Below are 18,310 nucleotides of genomic sequence, written 5' to 3'. Positions count from 1 at the left end.
CTAACCGTTTTTTTTCATATGACGGCTTATCATATAAAGTGATAAGACCAATGACGCTGCACCGACAGCAAGAAACAGGCTCAGCGGCACGATCTGCATGCTGCCTCCGCCATTGTGTTGAAATGCGCCGATCGCCCATTTTTCAGGAGTAAACAACGACAGCATGCGCATGTACTCCGGAGCCGCGTCTAATGTGAAGAAAGCCCCTCCCAATAAACCCGTGACAGCTATAAAAACGGAAGCAAGCGACGTGAATTGCTTTTGGCTCTTCATGAACGGTATCACGGCCATCGTTACAGCAGTCAGCGCAAACGAGCAGGCCGCAAGCACCGCTCCCGCAGCAAAAACATGATCAGCAAAACGGATATGCAGCATGAATGTTCCGGCAGCGAGGATCACGATAATATGGAGAAGTCCGAAAAGATACGCCGCCGCAAACTTAGAGATTGCATATGCCGTATAGGAAACGGGCGTGCTCAGCAATCTGTCATATGTATGATTTTCTTGTTCATCTATAAATGATCGCAGGCTTTGGACTGCAACGAACCAGATAAACATCACTAAAAATCCGATAAGTCTGTCGGCTGCCTGTCCGCCTTCATAAACGTGATGGCGGTCAACATTAACGGCGGAATGACCCTGAATATCCTTCAAGAGATCAGCTGCCGCCTGCTTCCCGTCGGTGTGCAGCGTGCGGGATATCACTTTTGCATCGCGGACTATTTTTTTCAGCGCGCCCGCCTGCTGCGCAATCAGCTGCTCTGTCAAAACAGCATCACCCTTTTCTTCATTCTGAATAAATGAAACGTTCAATTCATCTCCGGAAAATAATGTCTCTTCAAAATGAGAGCCGATCAGCAATCCAAAGGATATATCCTGATGATGAACCTTTGTTTTTAATACGTCCTCCGTGACCTTCGTGACTTTTATATGGCCGGCTGTCTGAATCATTTTCATAAATTGCGCTGAATAGACGCTCTGATCCTTATCAGCTACATATACTTCCTTCTGCTGACTGCCATCCGCAGAAAAGGAAAAGAAATATGTGAGAAGGAGCGGGGCGGAAATCGTCGCAAAGATGGCAGCGCGATTTTGCAGCATCAGTTTCAGCTGATGTCTGATCATGAATAACAGCTGCGTCATGAAACAGCCTCCTTCCGTTTAAACACCCAGATGGTCAAACATAAAAACACGGCGCCAATGGCGGCAAGCTCTGCCAAATCCGTCGAAATACCGCTCAGACCGGCATGCTGCGTGACACTGACATAGCTGTTGATCGCTTTGCCGTTCGGTATCAGCTCCTGCACGATTCTCAAACTGTCAGGCAAGCTGTCTTTTGCGATAAAGCTTCCGCCTAAAAAACTGAATCCGTATAAAATGGGAGCCGCCATGCTTGAGACGGTCTCGTGGTTTTTTGCAGTAAACCCCCAAAGAAGCACGATACTGCCGATCGCAAATGAATAAACGATCGTAACCAGCAATATTTCAAACAAATTGCCCCATTTTACCTGATACAAGATGCTGCTTGCGATGATGACGGCAGCCATTTGCATAAGGATGGCAAGCATGATTCCCAAAAGCTTACCCGCCACGTACTGGATACGTAAAACAGGCATTGATTTGATTCTGAATAACGTGTGCTGCTGTCTCTCTTCCACTATCCCGTGAATGAGCGCAAACGCGGTCATAATGGAGAACATGACGACCATTGCGATTGAATAATACTGCATCGCATCAATCGGAGCCGCATGATTGCCGGCCGACTGTTTCGGAATGGTGACAGCCTGTTCACGTTCACCCGAAAGGCCGCTGATGATTTTGCTGACATCTCCCTTTGACAGATGTCCCGACTTCTTCAGCACCGCTTTTTCTTCACTGATCTCCGCTTTTACTCTAGTGACAAACGAATCGGCCATCATTTCCACAATGTCTCCGTTTACAGAGCCTTGTTGGTCCGAGATGACTTTGATACTTGTTTTTTCATTGTGTTCTGCCGCTTTTGCAAAGCCTTTCGGTACGTATACAAAAACGGAGACTTTGCCGCTTTCGACAAGCTGTTTCCCTTCTTGGTAACTGCCTATGTCTTTTACACGGATGAGATCAGTTTGTTTCAGCACGTCATTCTTTAATACGTCGCCCAAAGAACTCTCCGCGTGATCCGCATTATAAAACGCGGTCTGAAATGGCTTCACTTTCGAATCGCCGTGAAAAACCGTTCCTAAAATAAAAATCATCAGTGCCGGAAACAGAATCAGTTTTATATAGAAAGACTTTGCTCCGGCCAATAACCGAAAATCTAATAAGATCAGCCTGAATAATATTTTCATGGCGCCCCTTATGAATCCCGCAGCGTTTTGCCGGTGAGCCGGAGGAAAATGCTTTCCAGATTGGCTTCCTCGAAATGAATGCCTTTAATGGTGATACCGGTCTTCCTGATATCATCCGCAATATCAAGGATATTGCGATCTGCCGCAGAGACGAGCATCGTAATGGTCTGCTGGCTGACAGCAGCCTCGGCAACACCGGGAATGCGGCGGATTTTTTTAACGGCATCATCATTCAGCCCCTCTGCATTCACGATCAGGGTATCAGAGGCTTTGGCTGACTGCTTCAATTCATCTTTCGTCCCGCAGGCAATGATTGAGCCGTGATCCATGATCGCCGCTTTTTCACAGAGGTATTCGACCTCTTCCATGTAATGACTCGTGTAGATGACGGTCATCCCTTTTTCTTGATTTAACGTCTTCACGGTTTCAAGAATGTGGTGTCTGGATTGCGGATCAATTCCGACGGTCGGTTCATCTAAAATGAATAGTTTCGGTTCATTCATTAGCGCGGCCCCGATATTCACCCGTCTTTTCATACCGCCTGAAAACTCAGATATCCTTTGATTTCGCTGTTCCTGTAATTCGATGATGTCCAGCACTTCATCAACCCGTTTACAAAGTTCCTTACCGGAAAGTCCGTACAGACTCCCGAAAAAAGCCAAATTATCCTTTGCGCTTAATGCTTGATATAAAGCGATTTCCTGCGGGACGACTCCCATCACTTTTTTTATGGCCGCAGGCTGCTCCTGTAATGAGGTTCCGTCAATGCAGATTGTTCCGCCCGTCGGCGGGAGCACGGTGCTGATCATCGACACCGTTGTTGATTTACCGGCGCCGTTTGGTCCCAGGAGACCGAATATCTCTCCTTTTTCGACGCGCAGTGATATATGATTGACAGCGGTAAAATCGCCGTACTTCTTTGTCAAATCCGTTAATTCGAGCATTCGTGCAGCACTCCTTGTGTCATGTCTGCACTTATTCTACTCTCGGCAATCCTTGTTTTCTATTCACTTTCGTACTCGATATGGGTATTACTTTCGTCATATGTTTAGTGATAAAAAGGGAGAGAGGAGGGTGAAGCGGGGTTATAGCAATTTTTGCAAATATAAAGTAAGCTCGGTTCTGTTTGACACTTCAAGTTTATCGAGGATTCTGGATACATAGTTTTTCACAGTGCCTTCAGTCAGAAATAAGTCTGCAGCAATGCGTTTATTGCTTTTGCCTTCCATAATGTGTTTCGCCACATCAAGCTCTCTCGGCGTGAGAATCTCCGTCAGCTTTGACCGCGGCTCTTCCTGCACCGCAGGGATCTCCATATTGTTCAGCGCTTTTACGACGGAAACCGTGATTTTGGGATTCAGCATCATCTTCCCTTCATAAACGGCTTGAAGGGAGGCGATAATTTCATCTGAATCAGCATCCTTCAAGAGATAGCCGTCGGCTCCGCTTTTCAGCCCGGCAAAAATATAGTGATCATCCTCAAACGTTGTCAGAATGATGACTTTTACGGACGGATATCGCGCTTTTACCGCTTTTGTCGTTTCGATTCCGTCCACACCGGGCATTCTGATATCCATCAAAATCACATCGGTTTCGGTTTGAGAAAGCAGCCGGAGAACCTCTTCGCCGCAAGAAGCCTCTCCCGATATTTGAATTCCTTCATGAAGACTCAGAATCATTTTCAGCCCCTCTCTCACAATGGACTGGTCGTCTGCAATCATGACATTCACTTGATTATTCCTCCTTGCATGGAATCCTTATTTTCACGTCAAAACCCGTTTCCTTCCCGGAAGAGAAAACAGCCTCTCCGCCAAGTGCGGCCGCTCTTTTCTCAATTCCTTTCAGACCATTTGATTTTATGATCGTTCCGCAGGCTGAGCCGTTATTATGAATATGCGCCAATATCATGTTTCGGTTTTTTTGAATCCGGACAGAAACATATGAAGCATGTCCATGCTTTATCGCATTCGTAATCGTTTCCTGAACGGATTGATAAAGACAATGCTTCACATCCGGCTGTTCCGCTTCTATCGCCGCGTCCGTCTCCAGCTCGAAGCGTATGCCTCCCGCCTCTTGAAAATGGCTGAAAATGTCACGGAGCTCTTGCTCAAATCCCCGCCCCGGCAAAGAGCCCTGCAGCAGCATAACGGCCTGGCGAAGCTTTAAAATGGATTCTTTCGTAAGATCATGCGCCTTATGAATGATCTGCTTCACTTTGTCCGGCTGATGCCCGGCTGTCTTCCCGGCAAATTCCAAATTCATTTTCAGAGCAGCCAGATAATGACCGAGAGAATCATGCAGCTCCTGCGCAATTCTTGTTCTTTCTTTCGTAACGGCCAGTTCCTCAATCCGGTCTGAATATTCCTTCAGTGTGTCATTAGCGATCTTCAGCTCTCGGTTCAGCAATTCAACCTTCGACTTCTCCTGCAGGTTTTTCCGATATAAATAAATCACCGCAAACATGATGAAGTATGGCGGCACGATATCACTGACACCCGCTCCGCCGGCGTATAAAGCTGCGGCAAATGCGGCGGCATTCATCGTTAACAAAACAGCCGAAATCTGCTTATCAGTAATAAGCACCTCCGCCAATAAAAGCACCATTACGGCCTGTGTCCCCACACTATAGACATTGTACAAAAGAACTCCCGCGATAACGTTGCTCAGGAGAAAAGAGCCTTGATATACAGCCGGCCTTCTCTTCATATATAGCGGCCGCAGGCAGTCATTAGCCGTCAGCATAATCACGAGCACAGACAAAAAAACCTTCAGCTCCCCCCGGCCGGGAGGAAGCTGAAGAATCGCATGAAAGATTGATAGTAATGCAAAACCCCTGATCAGTAACTTCGTATGTGCAATCTTCATCGAATTCTCCTTACAAATGAGCAGCGGCTTTCCGCTCCACGTTCAGCACATCATACAGCTCATCAAGCGAATGAATCTCGTACGTCGGGATGATTCCGGACTCATTTGCTTTCTTTCCGGGATTAAACCAGCACGTATCAATTCCCGCCATCTGACCGCCTTTTATGTCCGCGCTCAGTGAATCGCCGATAATAAGTCCGCCCTCGGCAGAAAAACCGGGAATTCTCGCAAACACGTAATCAAAGTATTCCTTCATCGGCTTTTGAAAACCCGTGTCCTCAGATACAAACACATCTTTAAAGAACGGATACAGACCGGAGTCGCCCAGCCGCTTATATTGTGATCTTGAGACGCCGTTCGTCACGATGTATAAATCAAATAAAGGACTCAGCCGTTCAATCAGCTCATAAGCTCCGTCTATCATCTGGTGCCCTTCTTCTAAGTATTGGCGGTACGCCTGATTCATCAGCACGCCGTCGGCTTCGAGGCCGTATTCTTTAAACAAAAGGGCAAACCGTGTATTCACCACTTCATCGCGGGTCATTTCCCCCTCTTCAAACGCCTTCCACAGCCCTTGATTTAACGCTTTATAACGGGCTTCCACCTCTGCCGTCAGCTCCAGCTTTGAACCTTGAAACAATTTTTGAAGAGCATCGGTTTCTGAAGCGGTAAAATCCAGCAGCGTATTGTCTATATCAAATAATAACGTACGGTAATGACTCATCGATGTTTCCCCCGGTTCTGCTTTTTTTAACCAGTATACCACTCGCGGACAAGCCGAAAAAGACACCCCTGTAAGAGAGGTGTCTTTTTGAATTATACAGCGTCTTCTATTTTCGATTTTTCACCAGGCATGCGCTTGCCGATACCGAACGCATAATAGCTGACCGTCACAATCGCCAGGAAAATCACCCCGACAACCAAAGAAATCCGCGTATCTTTGTTAAACCACATGCCGATCAATACCATGAGTAAGAAAGCGATCGTCAAATAGTTTGTAAACGGCGCAAAAGGCATTTTAAATGGATGCTTATCAAGCTCAGCGCCCTTCGCTCTTCTGAAACCGAGATGGCTGATTAAAATGACGAACCACGGAATCATTCCCGGCAGCACACTCGCGCTGTACACATAGACAAAAATTTTCGGAGGCGCGATGTAGTTCAGCACGACACCGATCACAAGTCCGATTAATACCGCAAGCGTACCGAATATCGGCACACCGCTCGAAGAAACTTTCTTAAAGAATTTCGGGGCCTGTCCGTTCACGCCCAATGTGTAAAGCATGCGTCCCGCACTGAATATCCCGCTGTTGCATCCGGACATCGCAGCGGTAATCACAACAAAGTTAATCAAACCGGCCGCCGCCGTAATCCCGACTTTCGCAAATGTCGAAACAAACGGACTGCCGAGTGAGTGAAGCTCATTCCACGGATATACGGTAACGATTACGAAAATCGCACCGATGTAGAAAATTAAAATCCGCCAAATAATACTCTGAATCGCGCTTCGCAGCGTTTTTTGCGGGTCCTTCGCTTCCCCTGCCGTAATCCCGATCAGCTCGACCCCTTGATAGGCCGCAACAACCAAAGACAAGGCAAAGAAAAATCCTGAAAAACCATTCGTAAAGAAACCGCCGTGCGACCATAAATTAGATAATCCGATCGCATGCCCTCCGTTACCGAAACCGAAGAAAATAATTCCGATTCCGGCCACAATCATCAGAATAATGGTGACGATTTTGATCATGGCAAACCAAAATTCAAACTCACCGAAAGATTTTACCGAAATTAAATTCGCCGCACCGAGAATGGCCATGGCGATAATGCCGGGAATCCATGCCGGCAGATCAGGAAACCAATATTTCATATACGAACCGACGGCGATAATTTCAGACATCCCGACGATCACCCATTGAAACCAGTTGCTCCACGCCGTCATATAGCCGGCTAACGGATGTATATACTTATGGCCGAACGTCGCAAACGACCCTGTACTCGGCTCTACATAGAGCATTTCGCCCATCGCACGCATGATAAAAAAGATAAAGATACCCGAGATCGCATAAGCCAGCAGGACAGACGGCCCGGTCCATCCGATCGTGCTGGATGACCCCATGAATAAACCGACACCGATCGTGCCGCCCAGCGCAATCATCTGTATATGACGCGCGCCTAAGCCTCTCTTTAATTCTTTGTTTGCCACTTCGCTTCCTCCTCTTAACAGCTCTGATATATGTGAAATAATGAAGCAGAAGGTGCACCTGTTGAACCTAACTCACTCTTCATTTCCCGCAATATTAGAAATATTCTATTTTTCTATTGTTGTATAATCTCCAATTTCCTTATTTCATCATAATAAATTTCCGTGGAAAATACAATTGTTTTTTTCAGGTAAACACCTTGCACCCTAAACCAACAAACTAAAAATAAAGCGCTTTCATTTTTATTGAATTATGAATATTGAGATAATAAATGCCGCAGCCTCCGAGAAACAGGATGTCCCTGGAGAAACATGTTCCGCCCCCTATTCAATATTATTTTTGCTAAGCAGAATGGCGTAAAGTCTTACTCTCTTCCATTCTCCCTTGTATACGCCATAATCCTGCTTAACCGGCAAAAATCATGCATTAATCGATAAATGCCTCATTCAGCCGCAGCAAAAGCCGGCCGAACATTTCTTTTTCATCGCCTGACCAATCGTCAAGCATATGTTGGTATCGATCAAGACGCATCTTTTTATCAGCTTTTAACCTCTGTTTGCCAAGCTTCGTAATCGCAAACAGACTGACCCGCCCGTCAGAAGGATCGGAAAAACGCTGGATCAGCTCTTTCGACTCCAAGGCCGCGGCCTGGCGTGACAATGTGGAAATATCCAGCTTAAATGATTCAGCCAATTCCTTCACACGCGCCGGCCCGAATTCATCCAGCTGCCGTAATAACAAATACGCAGCCCTTTCCAGATGTCCGATTTTACGGTCGGAGTTATCAAGATAAACAGCTCTCCTGATAAAAGTGGTGAGCTCATATTCAATTAATTCAATCGGATCTTGTTTTGACAACAGCCTCACTCCTTACAATTGACAACAGCAATATTAGTTGTATAATACAAACATATGCACATTTACTCAGAAAACATATAGAAAGATTTTGCATACATATATTTGTATAGTACAAATATATGCACAAAAAGTAAAGAAACATATCGAAGCATCAAGAAAGGGGGAAGCTGCTCTTCTCCAAAGAACAGCATTGTCGTGAAAGTCATACGCATCATACTGCAAATCATTATTTTATTCGCATTTTCCTTTATCGGGGGAGCCGTTCAGCAGTTCTTTCACCTGCCCATTCCCGGAAGTATCATCGGTTTGATCCTGCTGATCATATGTTTATCGGTTAAGATCATTCCCGTCAAAATGATTGAAGACGGAGCCGGATTTTTGCTGTCTTTTCTTCCGCTGTTATTCATTCCGGCCATGACGGGCGTCATCAATTACCCGTCACTGTTTTCCGCCAGCGGGGCTGCTCTGTTTCTGATCATCGTGCTGAGCACCATCGTCACAATGATCGCCGCAGGGTACGCCAGCCAGCTGTTAGAGCACAAAGCCAATCAGAGAAAGGAGAAAAAGAAGTGCAGCAAGCATGTATCGCAATCCTTATAATTTTGTTCACGGCCGCCGCCTATCTGGCTATGGTGAAATTATATGTGCGCTTTCCATATCCCTTTCTCATACCGGTTTTGACGACTACGATTTTCATTATCGCCGTGCTGCTTGTTTTTCATATTTCGTATAAAGACTATATGATCGGCGGACAATGGATCAATTCACTGCTCGGACCCGCCGTGGTGGCTTTGGCATACCCGCTTTATAAGCAGCGCCGGGTGTTAATCAAGTATATGTTTCCGATCATCGGCGGCGTGTTAGCCGGTTTATTCTCCGGAATGGTCAGCGGCCTGCTATTTGCAGAGCTGTTCGGCATCAGCCGGAGTTTGATTTTGTCAATTATCCCAAAATCAATTACGACGCCTGTCGCCATACAGATTGCGTCCGGTATCGGCGGTGTCCCTTCCATGACAGTCGTGTTCGTCATGATCGCAGGGTTTTCCGGCGTTATCTTAGGACCGCTGCTTCTCAAGTGGATCCGCATCCGCAGCTCACTCGGGAAAGGAATTGCATTCGGGAGCGCTTCCCATGCGCTCGGCACCTCAAAAGCAATGGAGTACGGAGAATTAACGGTCTCCATGAGCTCTGTTTCCATGACGCTCTGCGCCGTGTTAGGGTCGGTCTTCGGCCCCGTCGTAGCATGGATGTTTCAAATTTAAAGCTGGCGGTTCTCCGTCAGCTTTTTTCATGTGCGGATCATCTCATTCCCTTCCATTATTATGTTTCATTTGTAAGAATAATGGTAAAGTAGAAAACAAGGAGGGATTTAATGATGACTGGAGCAATTCCGCAAAAGAAACTGCTGGATGGGACAAGCATTCCCGCGATCGGCTTCGGTACATACGCTCTTAATGGAAACAACGGCGTTCATGCCATTACCAGCGCCATTGATATCGGCTACCGTTTGATTGACACCGCTTATAACTATGAAAATGAAGGATCGGTCGGAGAAGCCATCAAGAGAAGCTCTGTTCCGAGAGAACAGCTATACGTGACGTCCAAGCTGCCCGGGCGCTACCATGACTATGACAAAGCTGTACAAACCATCCAAGAATCTTTATACCGCGCCGGTCTGGACTACTATGACCTGTATCTCGTCCATTGGCCGAATCCGAAACAAGACCGCTACACGGAAGCATGGCAGGCACTGATTGATGCGAAAAAATGGGGCCTGATCCGATCCATCGGCGTCTGCAATTTCCTGCCTGAGCATATCGAACGGCTCGAACGTGAAACCGGCGTAAAGCCAGGCATCAACCAAATTGAACTGCATCCCGCTTTTAATCAGCAGCAGCAGCGCCAATGGCACGAAGAACAGGGCATCGTGACAGAATCATGGAGTCCGTTATCCCGGGCCGGCGAAGTATTGAACGATCAAAAACTCGGACGGATTGCGGACAAATACGGCAAAACCATTTCTCAAGTCATTTTACGCTGGCATATCCAGCTGGGCGCCATCCCGATTCCAAAATCAGCATCGCCCGAGCGCCAGCTTGAAAACATCTCCGTTTTTGATTTCTCCCTTGATGAAAACGACATGAGCATTATCGACTCGCTTACCCGCCCCGACGGACGCATAAACGGCCAAGACCCGGCGGAGTATGAGGAGTTTTAAGTAAACGCATAAAGAAAAGCTGACGGCATCATTCGTCAGCTTTTTTCTCATTTTATATACGCACACCCAGCTCCCGTTTCCATTCAGAAAGCCAATCTGTATCCCCAGATCCGTATTGCCTGCTTTGGCCGACATCACGCAGAGATCCGTTTTTATACTCAATGGACAGAACCAAATCAGGAATGGCGTCATAACCCGTTCTCGCAAGCTTCGTGAGCCCCTGTCCGTAATGGGCGGCCGCTTCTGCCGCCGTATGTCTCAACAAAGGATCTTGCTGCAGCGCTTCCTTATAGACGTCTAAAAGGTCGCGTCCGTCTTCTGTGACGTACTTTCCGTCCACGATCTGCAAGTCTTTCAGATGATAGCCGGTCACCTCGTACATTTCCCGAACGACTTGATATTTCTCATATGTTTCCGGCGTAAACTGCGAGGAGTCATCACTCCGGCTGCGAATGATGTGCGCAAACAGCTCTTTGCTGTTTTCCCCGGAGTTTAAGACAGCTTCAATCTGCTGAGTGAGCTCTTTATCGTCAGTCCCGCTCACTTTTAACAGATAATCAATCGGTGATATCGTAAATGTAAGATTCGCACCCTCCGGAATCTGAATATGATTCCGATGGAAAAGCATCTCAATCTGCTGATTCACCTGCCCGCGCTGAAACACCTTTTCATTTTCGACTTGAATCTCTCCGTTGAGCGTTTCACCCCGAAACGCCGCATCACGGAAATCATAGCTCTGGGCTTTCCCCTTAAACAGCCATTCCGTTTCATTATGATAAGCGGCCTGACGCTCCGATTCTGATAAATCACTTCTGAAATAAGGTGAATCGGCACGCTGGTATTTGTCCTTAATATAATGCAAAGGATCTGGTTTTCGTTTATTGATTTCATTGATACGGCTGTATTTCTCATCAAGAATCTTGCTCGCAATATCACTCTCAGACTCATACGGATTATTAGCGTCTATTACCGTCTCATTCCCATTATCCGTAATCGTTTTCTGATTTGCAGATTGATATAAACGGGACAGGCTGCTCCCTTTCTCAGTGACACCGCTCCTTGAATAATTCACCTGGCTCAGATCGCGGCTCCCGCCTGTCTGAATCAATAAGCTGTCCGATCCTTTTGCCGCATCTTTCACATTTGTTTTGGAAGAATACCGCTGAAGCACTTGCTGAGCCATTACTTGATTTTTTATATATCGAGCGTTTAGGCGCATGTTTTTAACCTCCGCTTGAGATGATGTTCTAGTGTTTGTATCGGCTGTTTCCCAGTTGATTTTAACCTTAAATAACAAATGTTTACATAGCTAATGTTTTTATGTATGATGTAGTCAAAAAGGGGGGTTTTTCCATGAAGAAGTGTATATTGATTCTATTTGTCAGTGTCATCGTTTTATCAGGCGCATTGTTTGCATCTTCACCTTCAGCCTCTGCGTCTCAAAAGAACTCGTTACAAATAAGCGCCATTACAGGAAATCATTCATTTGAAACTGCCAATCCGGTAGGCTACTGGAAATATAAAAAATATTGATACTGCCATATTGCCAAAAGGGGAAAAAGATTCGTATTTCACTTTCACGGCAAATAAGGGAGAAAGACTTTATGTCAGGAGTTCAACAAGAAGTGAATACAAGGGAATGGACATTGAAATTTATAATAAAAATAAAGTACTGATCAGTAAAGGCACAGAAGTGATAAATCCTGATACGGCGCTACCTTTTATCTATGCGAATACAGATGCGAAAGAAAATAACGAGACGTTCTACGTGAAAGTGTCCCGCGGCTCCTACACTGACGATATGTACTTTACACTCTCTATTTACGACCGAATCAAATCCGGCAGTGAGACCTTCTCATTCAGCGGTACAGCTGAAAATAAAGGGAACACAAGCCTCAGTCCGAATGGATCAGATTCAACTGTTCTTAGACTCGACTTAACCAAACAGACAAGCATTCCAAGAGACGCCACAGTGAAAAGAATCAACACCACCGCAACCCAAACACCAAGCCAAGGAAATACAAGCCACTACATAATGTCGGAAGAAAATAAAGTGTGGCACCGTGCACTTGCAAACAGCTCCACTCAAGGAAATTACGGTATCACACTGGATGATAACCTCTCAGTCTCAAGCATCTGGAATTTTAAATACAACACACTCGCAACAGCAAAATCGACTATGAAAAATGTGAAATTGAAGATTGATTATGAGTACGATGTGACAACGCAGTTTTAATTAGAAGAACAGCCGCCCATTGGGCGGGCGGCTGTCTGCTTGGAGTTAAAGTGAATTTATGAGCCCGTGCCATGTCTTATCCTGTTATAGCTTGATCAGTTGCTAAAATTCTTTTTTATGATATATAGCTGCGGCAATGAAAAATGAAATGATATATAAGATAACGCCGATCATGAGATATATAATCGGAACATATAAAGAAGGATTTATGTGCAAAAATGACAGCGGTACTTGTTCTGCTGCATACCCAACGACACTTTGCAATCCAAAGGTAGCAAAAAGTCCCCCCATTGCACCTCCAATCACGATAGCATCGGATTTTTCCGGGCCTATCATGTAGAGAAGAGGATAAACGATTGCACCGGCAAAGAGAACGATGAACGTTCCAAAAGAGACAATATTAAATATGCCGTCAATTGGTTCATCAGAACCCAGGCTGTATACAAGGAAAATACCATAAGATATTACAGCTCCGATCACAACAATCAAAAGATAAAAGAAATAGTGACTTTGAACAATATTTGTTCTGCTGACCGGTAAAGTCAGGACATACCTGTCATAGCCAGACTTGCTCTCATACTTTATAACCTCAAGTGCGGGCATAACGACAAACAAAATAATCAGCATAGCAACAAAACGATGCATTGAAGCATCCCCAAAATAAAAAATGACTGCTGATACCAATATGGCCAACCCCGTGTATGCAAAGAAACTCCGATAAACCAGGTAATAGTTAGTCAGTAACAGACCTCTCAATGTTTTCACTCCTCGTTAAAAAGACGCTGATTTCTTCTATGGAAATGGTGTTGGCCGATACGCCATTCGGCAACTTCTGTTGATCCGATACAAGCACACTCCAATAAGATCCATGATTCCTTTTTGCTAGAACGATTTCTTCGTCAAGCTCAGCCAATTGACCTTCATCAACGTCTATAACGGTATAGCTTTCAAGAACCTTATCTTTCTCTTCATTTAATAAAATTTCTCCATCTTTCATAATAACGATATGGCTGGCTATCTTCTCGACATCAGTCATAATGTGCGATGAAAGTAAAATACCGCCGTTGCTTTTATCCACAAAGCTTTTTAATTCATTTAACAGATCATCTCTTGAAGAGGGATCAAGCCCTCCCGTTGCTTCATCCAGGAGTAATAATTTTGCATTATGCGACAAAGCAACAGCTACGGATAACTTCATTGACATGCCGCGCGAGAATGTATTCACTTTTTTGTCCATAGGCAAAGAGAAAGAATGAACCAACCGGTAAAAATGATCTTGGTCCCAAGCACCGAATAGTTTCTTAAATACATGATTCAGCTGCTTTATCGTAAGGTGCGCAGGAAGATTCATCGCATCAAATACGACCCCAATATCTTCTTTGAACTTTATATGTTTATCCAGATTCTCTTTACCAAAGATTTTCACTTTACCTCTATCCTGAGAGATTAATCCTAATATCGTTTTAAATGTTGTTGACTTGCCTGCGCCGTTATCACCGATAAAACCGACAATTGATCCGGCAGGCACATTGAATGTAACATCCTTTAAAACAGCTTTATGGCCAAAAGATTTGCTGATGTTTCTGATTTTTAAAGGTTTGACATCATTCCACTCCTATCATTGTTGTCAGGACTTTTTTAAGAATTGAACCGGATTATTGCAAAAATGTTGTTATTTTCATATCCAGTCGAGTATTCATAATGGATCAGGAGTCGGCAAATACAACAGGGATTTTAAAGTCTTAAGCATAATGTGGATGTGTAATCGATTGATTACATTTATATAATGGGATATTCATGATGAAAACTGCTGGAGGTGATTACTTTCTGATGAGGCATGCACAAAAATGATTTACTAATGATTACATTTATGGATTTTAACCGGAATGCATCTCGTATTATAAAGCAGGTGTTAATCCTTTTCAATATATAAAAGGGGATTTCTTTACAATCGCAAAGAGTATGTATTTCTAATTTCCGCATTAAAAAACCCCTCTGGCTAATAACCAAAGGGGTTAAATATATTATTCCACAGTCACACTCTTCGCAAGGTTGCGCGGTTTATCAACGTCACAGCCGCGGTGCAGTGCAGCGTAGTAAGCGATCAGCTGCAATGGCACAACAGATACCAGCGGAGCAAGCGCAGGGTTGACTTCCGGCAGGATGAATCTGTCGTCTGCGTCTTCTAAGCCTTTCAGCGAGATGATGCAAGTGTTGGCGCCGCGGGCTGCGACTTCCTTCACGTTTCCGCGGATGCTCAGGTTGACGTGTTCTTGTGTCGCAAGCGCAAAGACCGGTGTTCCTTCTTCAATCAGAGCGATTGTTCCGTGCTTCAGCTCGCCGCCGGCGAAGCCTTCCGCCTGGATGTAAGAAATCTCTTTCAGCTTCAGGGCGCCTTCGACACATACGAAGTAGTCAAGGCCGCGGCCGATGAAGAAAGCGTTTCTTGAAACAGTCAGGTACTCACGCGCGATCATTTCCATTTCGTCCTTCTGGTCGCAGAGGGCTTCCATGGCGTTTGCCGCAATACCTAATTCTTTGACTAAATCAAAACCGATATCAACGCCGTTACGTTCTGCTGCAACGGACGCAAGGATTGCGAGGACGGCAATCTGAGCCGTATACGCTTTTGTTGATGCAACCGCGATCTCAGGGCCTGCGTGCAGAAGCAATGTGTAATCCGCTTCACGGGAAAGCGTTGATCCCGGAACGTTTGTGATCGTCAGCGCTTTGTGACCCAGCGCTTTGACTTGAACAAGCACGGCGCGGCTGTCCGCTGTTTCTCCGCTTTGAGAAAGGAAGATAAAGAGCGGCTTCTTAGACAGAAGCGGCATGTTGTAGGAGAATTCACTCGCTACATGCACTTCAACCGGGACGTTTGCCCACATTTCAATATATTGTTTCCCGACAAGACCGGCATGGTAGCTCGTTCCGCAAGCCACGATATAAATACGGTCCGCTTCCGCCACGGCGTCAGCGACATCGCCGGCCACGGCCAGTCTGCCATTTTCGTCTTGATACGTTTGGATGATTTTGCGCATAACAAGCGGCTGCTCATCCGTTTCTTTTAACATGTAGTGAGGGTATGTGCCTTTTTCGATATCACTGGCGTCAAGCTCAGCGATATAAGACGCACGTGTCATGACTTCACCGTCAAGGTTTTTAATCACGGCTTCGTCTTTTGTCACGATCACCATTTCTTTGTCCAAAAGCTCAACGTATTCATTCGTTACTTGAAGCATAGCCATCGCGTCAGATGCCACGACGTTAAACGTATCTCCAAGGCCGATTAACAGAGGGCTTTTGTTTTTTGCAACGTAAATGGTGTCTGTGTTTTCACCGTCAAATAATGCAATTGCGTAAGAGCCTTTTAACAGAGTCAGTGTTTTGCGGAACGCTTCTTCTGTGCTAAGTCCTCCCGCCACAAATTGCTCGATCATTTGAACGACTACTTCAGTGTCCGTGTCGCTTTTCAGTTCAACGTTTTCAAGATATTCGCGCTTCAGCTGAACATAGTTCTCGATCACACCGTTGTGAACAAGTGTAAAGCGGCCGAGTGCGCTTTGATGCGGGTGAGCGTTCAGGAAGCTTGGTTCGCCGTGAGTCGCCCAGCGTGTATGGCCGATTCCCGCTTGAGATTCAACCGTGTGATCCACCACTTCACGAAGGTCGGCGATGCGGCCTTTTTCTTTGTACACATGCACGCCCTGCTCATTCGCCACAGCGATACCGGCAGAGTCATAACCGCGGTACTCAAGCTTCTCTAATCCTTTTAACAAAATCTCTTTCGCATCAAGCTGACCGATATAACCTACAATTCCACACATTTTTTCTTCCTCCTAAAGGTGCAAAAGGAGACGAAGAAAGTCAAATTACAAGGGGACTTTCAATCGTCCCCTCCCACATGTTTTTTTGGAAGATCATGTGATTTCTCTTTGTTCGGAGAGTCGCCCCTCCGGTTTGAAGAAATCCTTACGGCTGTGATCTAAATGAATCAGCCGGGAGGCATCCGCCGAAAATTCGATAACCTCCATCCTCGTCAACTAAGCCGTTTTTCGGGCGCTTAGTTCGGGCGCTGTAATTATAAAAGATGCAAACAATCCCGCCTTTCCTGCAAGTGAAAAACAAAGGCTGAACAAGCTTGATTTTACAGCATGTGCCAAGGACGGTCAATTATTTTTTGCCGCCCCGGCATCATGTTTACTATCATATTATGCTGATCGCACTTGTCTTGTTCGCTCTCTGCTTATAAACTTCGCTACTCCGCTCCCATTTCTGTCCGCACGACATCCACGATTTTTGTGACATATTCGTCACAAAGCTCTTTTGTTCTCGCTTCGGCCATCACGCGGACGAGCGGTTCGGTGCCTGACGGGCGCACTAAAATCCGGCCGTCTCCGTTCATTTCTTTTTCCACTTCAGAAATAACGGCCTTCACCTTAGCGTTTTCTTCTACCTTATATTTATCCGTCACTTTCACGTTCACTAAGAGCTGCGGGAATTTTTTCATTTCATCCGCAAGTTCTGAAAGGGTTTTGCCGGACGCCTTCAGCGTATTCACAAGCATGATCGCGGACAAAAGACCGTCGCCGGTAGTGTTGTAATCAAGGAAAATAAGGTGCCCTGACTGCTCGCCGCCGACATTATAGCTGTCTTTTTTCATCGCTTCTACGACATAGCGGTCGCCGACTGCCGTTTGAACGCTTTTGATTTCTTCTTTTTCAAGCGCTTTGTAGAAACCGAGGTTGCTCATCACAGTCGATACGACGGTATCATCCTTCAGACGGCCCTCTGATTTCAAATACTTCGCGCATATGTACATGATCTGATCACCGTCGACGATGTTTCCTTTTTCATCAACGGCAATGAGGCGGTCGCCGTCTCCGTCAAACGCAAGGCCGATATCGGCGTTTTTTTCTTTGACGAAAGCACTCAGCGCTTCCGGGTGTGTAGAACCGACGCCATCATTAATATTTAATCCGTTCGGAGACGTCCCCATTGTAGATACGTCAGCATCGAGATCGGCAAAAAGGTGCGTCGCAATGGATGATGTCGCACCATGGGCGCAGTCAAGCGCTACATGAATGCCTGTGAAATCTTCGTCCGCCGTCTGCTTTAAAAATTGCAGATACTTTTGAACGCCTTCAAAATAATCGTTTACAAGCCCGAGGTCCGCGCCTGTCGGTCTCGGCAGCTTATCTTCCGGTTCATCCATGAGACGTTCAATCTCGGCCTCCTGCTCATCAGAAAGCTTAAAGCCGTCCCCTCCGAAAAATTTAATTCCGTTATCCTGTACGGGGTTGTGAGAAGCGGAGATCATGACGCCCGCCTCAGCATCCATGGCTTTCGTTAAATAGGATACCCCCGGCGTAGAAATAACGCCGAGGCGCATCACTTCAGCTCCGATCGATAAAAGTCCGGCGACAAGGGCTCCCTCCAGCATATGTCCGGAGATACGTGTATCACGGCCGATCAGCACTTTCGGGCGCTGCTTATCTTTGGTCAGGACATAACCGCCAAAACGCCCAACTTTAAAGGCCAGCTCTGGCGTAAGCTCGCTATTGGCAACACCTCTTACACCATCTGTTCCAAAATACTTGCCCATT

General features: G+C 45.9%; 16 protein-coding genes and 1 pseudogene. 4 read left to right on the top strand and 13 right to left on the bottom strand.

What is annotated here, in order from left to right; translation table 11 throughout:
* From JNUCC22_RS01215 to JNUCC22_RS01180, 8 genes are all read right to left on the bottom strand, one after another.
* Positions 1–1,143, bottom strand: coding sequence for an ABC transporter permease (locus JNUCC22_RS01215; RefSeq protein ID WP_072588747.1), 1,143 nt, complete (start codon positions 1,141–1,143; stop codon positions 1–3).
* Entirely contained in the window at positions 1,140–2,327 is a 1,188-nt protein-coding gene (locus JNUCC22_RS01210) for an ABC transporter permease (RefSeq protein ID WP_072588746.1), read from the bottom strand. The genes JNUCC22_RS01215 and JNUCC22_RS01210 overlap by 4 nt, the downstream gene beginning before the upstream one ends.
* A gap of 8 nt (positions 2,328–2,335) precedes the next feature.
* Entirely contained in the window at positions 2,336–3,271 is a 936-nt protein-coding gene (locus JNUCC22_RS01205) for an ABC transporter ATP-binding protein (protein ID WP_007408984.1), read from the bottom strand.
* Between the two features lie 141 nt (positions 3,272–3,412).
* Positions 3,413–4,057, bottom strand: coding sequence for a response regulator (locus JNUCC22_RS01200; protein WP_150940969.1), 645 nt, complete (start codon positions 4,055–4,057; stop codon positions 3,413–3,415).
* A 4-nt stretch (positions 4,058–4,061) separates the two neighbouring features.
* Positions 4,062–5,192, bottom strand: coding sequence for a sensor histidine kinase (locus JNUCC22_RS01195; protein ID WP_039062508.1), 1,131 nt, complete (start codon positions 5,190–5,192; stop codon positions 4,062–4,064).
* A gap of 10 nt (positions 5,193–5,202) precedes the next feature.
* A complete protein-coding gene (locus JNUCC22_RS01190) occupies positions 5,203–5,916 on the bottom strand; it encodes a YjjG family noncanonical pyrimidine nucleotidase (RefSeq protein ID WP_007408981.1) in 714 nt (237 codons plus the stop codon).
* Positions 5,917–6,008: 92 nt separating this feature from the next.
* On the bottom strand, positions 6,009–7,394 hold the full coding sequence (locus JNUCC22_RS01185) for an amino acid permease (protein ID WP_003156747.1): 1,386 nt from the start codon (positions 7,392–7,394) through the stop codon (positions 6,009–6,011).
* Positions 7,395–7,818: 424 nt separating this feature from the next.
* Positions 7,819–8,250, bottom strand: a complete 432-nt coding sequence (locus JNUCC22_RS01180) for a MarR family winged helix-turn-helix transcriptional regulator (protein WP_007408979.1) — start codon at positions 8,248–8,250, stop codon at positions 7,819–7,821.
* Positions 8,251–8,445: 195 nt separating this feature from the next.
* Between JNUCC22_RS01180 and JNUCC22_RS01175 the strand changes: the two genes are divergently transcribed.
* From JNUCC22_RS01175 to JNUCC22_RS01165, 3 genes are all read left to right on the top strand, one after another.
* On the top strand, positions 8,446–8,850 hold the full coding sequence (locus JNUCC22_RS01175) for a CidA/LrgA family holin-like protein (protein WP_003156751.1): 405 nt from the start codon (positions 8,446–8,448) through the stop codon (positions 8,848–8,850).
* Positions 8,820–9,512: an LrgB family protein gene (locus JNUCC22_RS01170; protein WP_007408978.1), complete on the top strand. Its 693-nt coding sequence runs from the start codon at positions 8,820–8,822 to the stop codon at positions 9,510–9,512. Before JNUCC22_RS01175 ends, JNUCC22_RS01170 begins: the two co-directional genes overlap by 31 nt.
* 110 nt (positions 9,513–9,622) lie before the next feature.
* A complete protein-coding gene (locus JNUCC22_RS01165; protein WP_079891478.1) occupies positions 9,623–10,468 on the top strand; it encodes an aldo/keto reductase in 846 nt (281 codons plus the stop codon).
* Positions 10,469–10,520: 52 nt separating this feature from the next.
* Here the strand turns inward: JNUCC22_RS01165 and JNUCC22_RS01160 are convergent, their stop codons facing one another.
* Positions 10,521–11,687, bottom strand: a complete 1,167-nt coding sequence (locus tag JNUCC22_RS01160) for a DUF4885 family protein (protein WP_015416701.1) — start codon at positions 11,685–11,687, stop codon at positions 10,521–10,523.
* Positions 11,688–11,821: 134 nt separating this feature from the next.
* Between JNUCC22_RS01160 and JNUCC22_RS01155 the strand changes: the two are divergent.
* Positions 11,822–12,704 (top strand): annotated as a pseudogene (locus JNUCC22_RS01155) (hypothetical protein).
* Positions 12,705–12,806: 102 nt separating this feature from the next.
* Here JNUCC22_RS01155 and JNUCC22_RS01150 read toward each other — a convergent pair.
* From JNUCC22_RS01150 to glmM, 4 genes are all read right to left on the bottom strand, one after another.
* Positions 12,807–13,460 (bottom strand): ABC-2 transporter permease, encoded by a 654-nt coding sequence (locus tag JNUCC22_RS01150; RefSeq protein ID WP_024084818.1) that lies wholly within the window; start codon positions 13,458–13,460, stop codon positions 12,807–12,809.
* Positions 13,438–14,292: an ABC transporter ATP-binding protein gene (locus tag JNUCC22_RS01145; protein WP_216062315.1), complete on the bottom strand. Its 855-nt coding sequence runs from the start codon at positions 14,290–14,292 to the stop codon at positions 13,438–13,440. Before JNUCC22_RS01145 ends, JNUCC22_RS01150 begins: the two co-directional genes overlap by 23 nt.
* Positions 14,293–14,728: 436 nt before the next feature.
* On the bottom strand, positions 14,729–16,531 hold the full coding sequence (glmS, locus tag JNUCC22_RS01140; RefSeq protein WP_003156758.1) for a glutamine--fructose-6-phosphate transaminase (isomerizing): 1,803 nt from the start codon (positions 16,529–16,531) through the stop codon (positions 14,729–14,731).
* 431 nt (positions 16,532–16,962) lie between these two features.
* The gene (glmM, locus tag JNUCC22_RS01135) at positions 16,963–18,309 is read right to left on the bottom strand and encodes a phosphoglucosamine mutase (RefSeq protein ID WP_216062064.1); all 1,347 of its coding nucleotides are present in this window, start codon (positions 18,307–18,309) and stop codon (positions 16,963–16,965) included.
* Position 18,310 lies beyond the last annotated feature (1 nt).

The sequence above is a fragment of the Bacillus sp. JNUCC-22 genome, assembly GCF_018861275.1.
GTDB lineage: Bacteria > Bacillota > Bacilli > Bacillales > Bacillaceae > Bacillus > Bacillus velezensis.
Note: the sequence above shows the minus strand (reverse complement) of the source record. Positions and strands in the feature narration are given on the sequence as shown.

Coding starts and splice junctions, on each gene's coding strand:
- JNUCC22_RS01215 (WP_072588747.1), bottom strand. CDS start 1,143: ATGACGCAGCTGTTATTCATGATCAGACATCAGCTGAAACTGATGCTG.
- glmS (WP_003156758.1), bottom strand. CDS start 16,531: ATGTGTGGAATTGTAGGTTATATCGGTCAGCTTGATGCGAAAGAGATT.
- JNUCC22_RS01210 (WP_072588746.1), bottom strand. CDS start 2,327: ATGAAAATATTATTCAGGCTGATCTTATTAGATTTTCGGTTATTGGCC.
- JNUCC22_RS01165 (WP_079891478.1), top strand. CDS start 9,623: ATGATGACTGGAGCAATTCCGCAAAAGAAACTGCTGGATGGGACAAGC.
- JNUCC22_RS01195 (WP_039062508.1), bottom strand. CDS start 5,192: ATGAAGATTGCACATACGAAGTTACTGATCAGGGGTTTTGCATTACTA.
- JNUCC22_RS01190 (WP_007408981.1), bottom strand. CDS start 5,916: ATGAGTCATTACCGTACGTTATTATTTGATATAGACAATACGCTGCTG.
- JNUCC22_RS01160 (WP_015416701.1), bottom strand. CDS start 11,687: ATGCGCCTAAACGCTCGATATATAAAAAATCAAGTAATGGCTCAGCAA.
- glmM (WP_216062064.1), bottom strand. CDS start 18,309: ATGGGCAAGTATTTTGGAACAGATGGTGTAAGAGGTGTTGCCAATAGC.
- JNUCC22_RS01205 (WP_007408984.1), bottom strand. CDS start 3,271: ATGCTCGAATTAACGGATTTGACAAAGAAGTACGGCGATTTTACCGCT.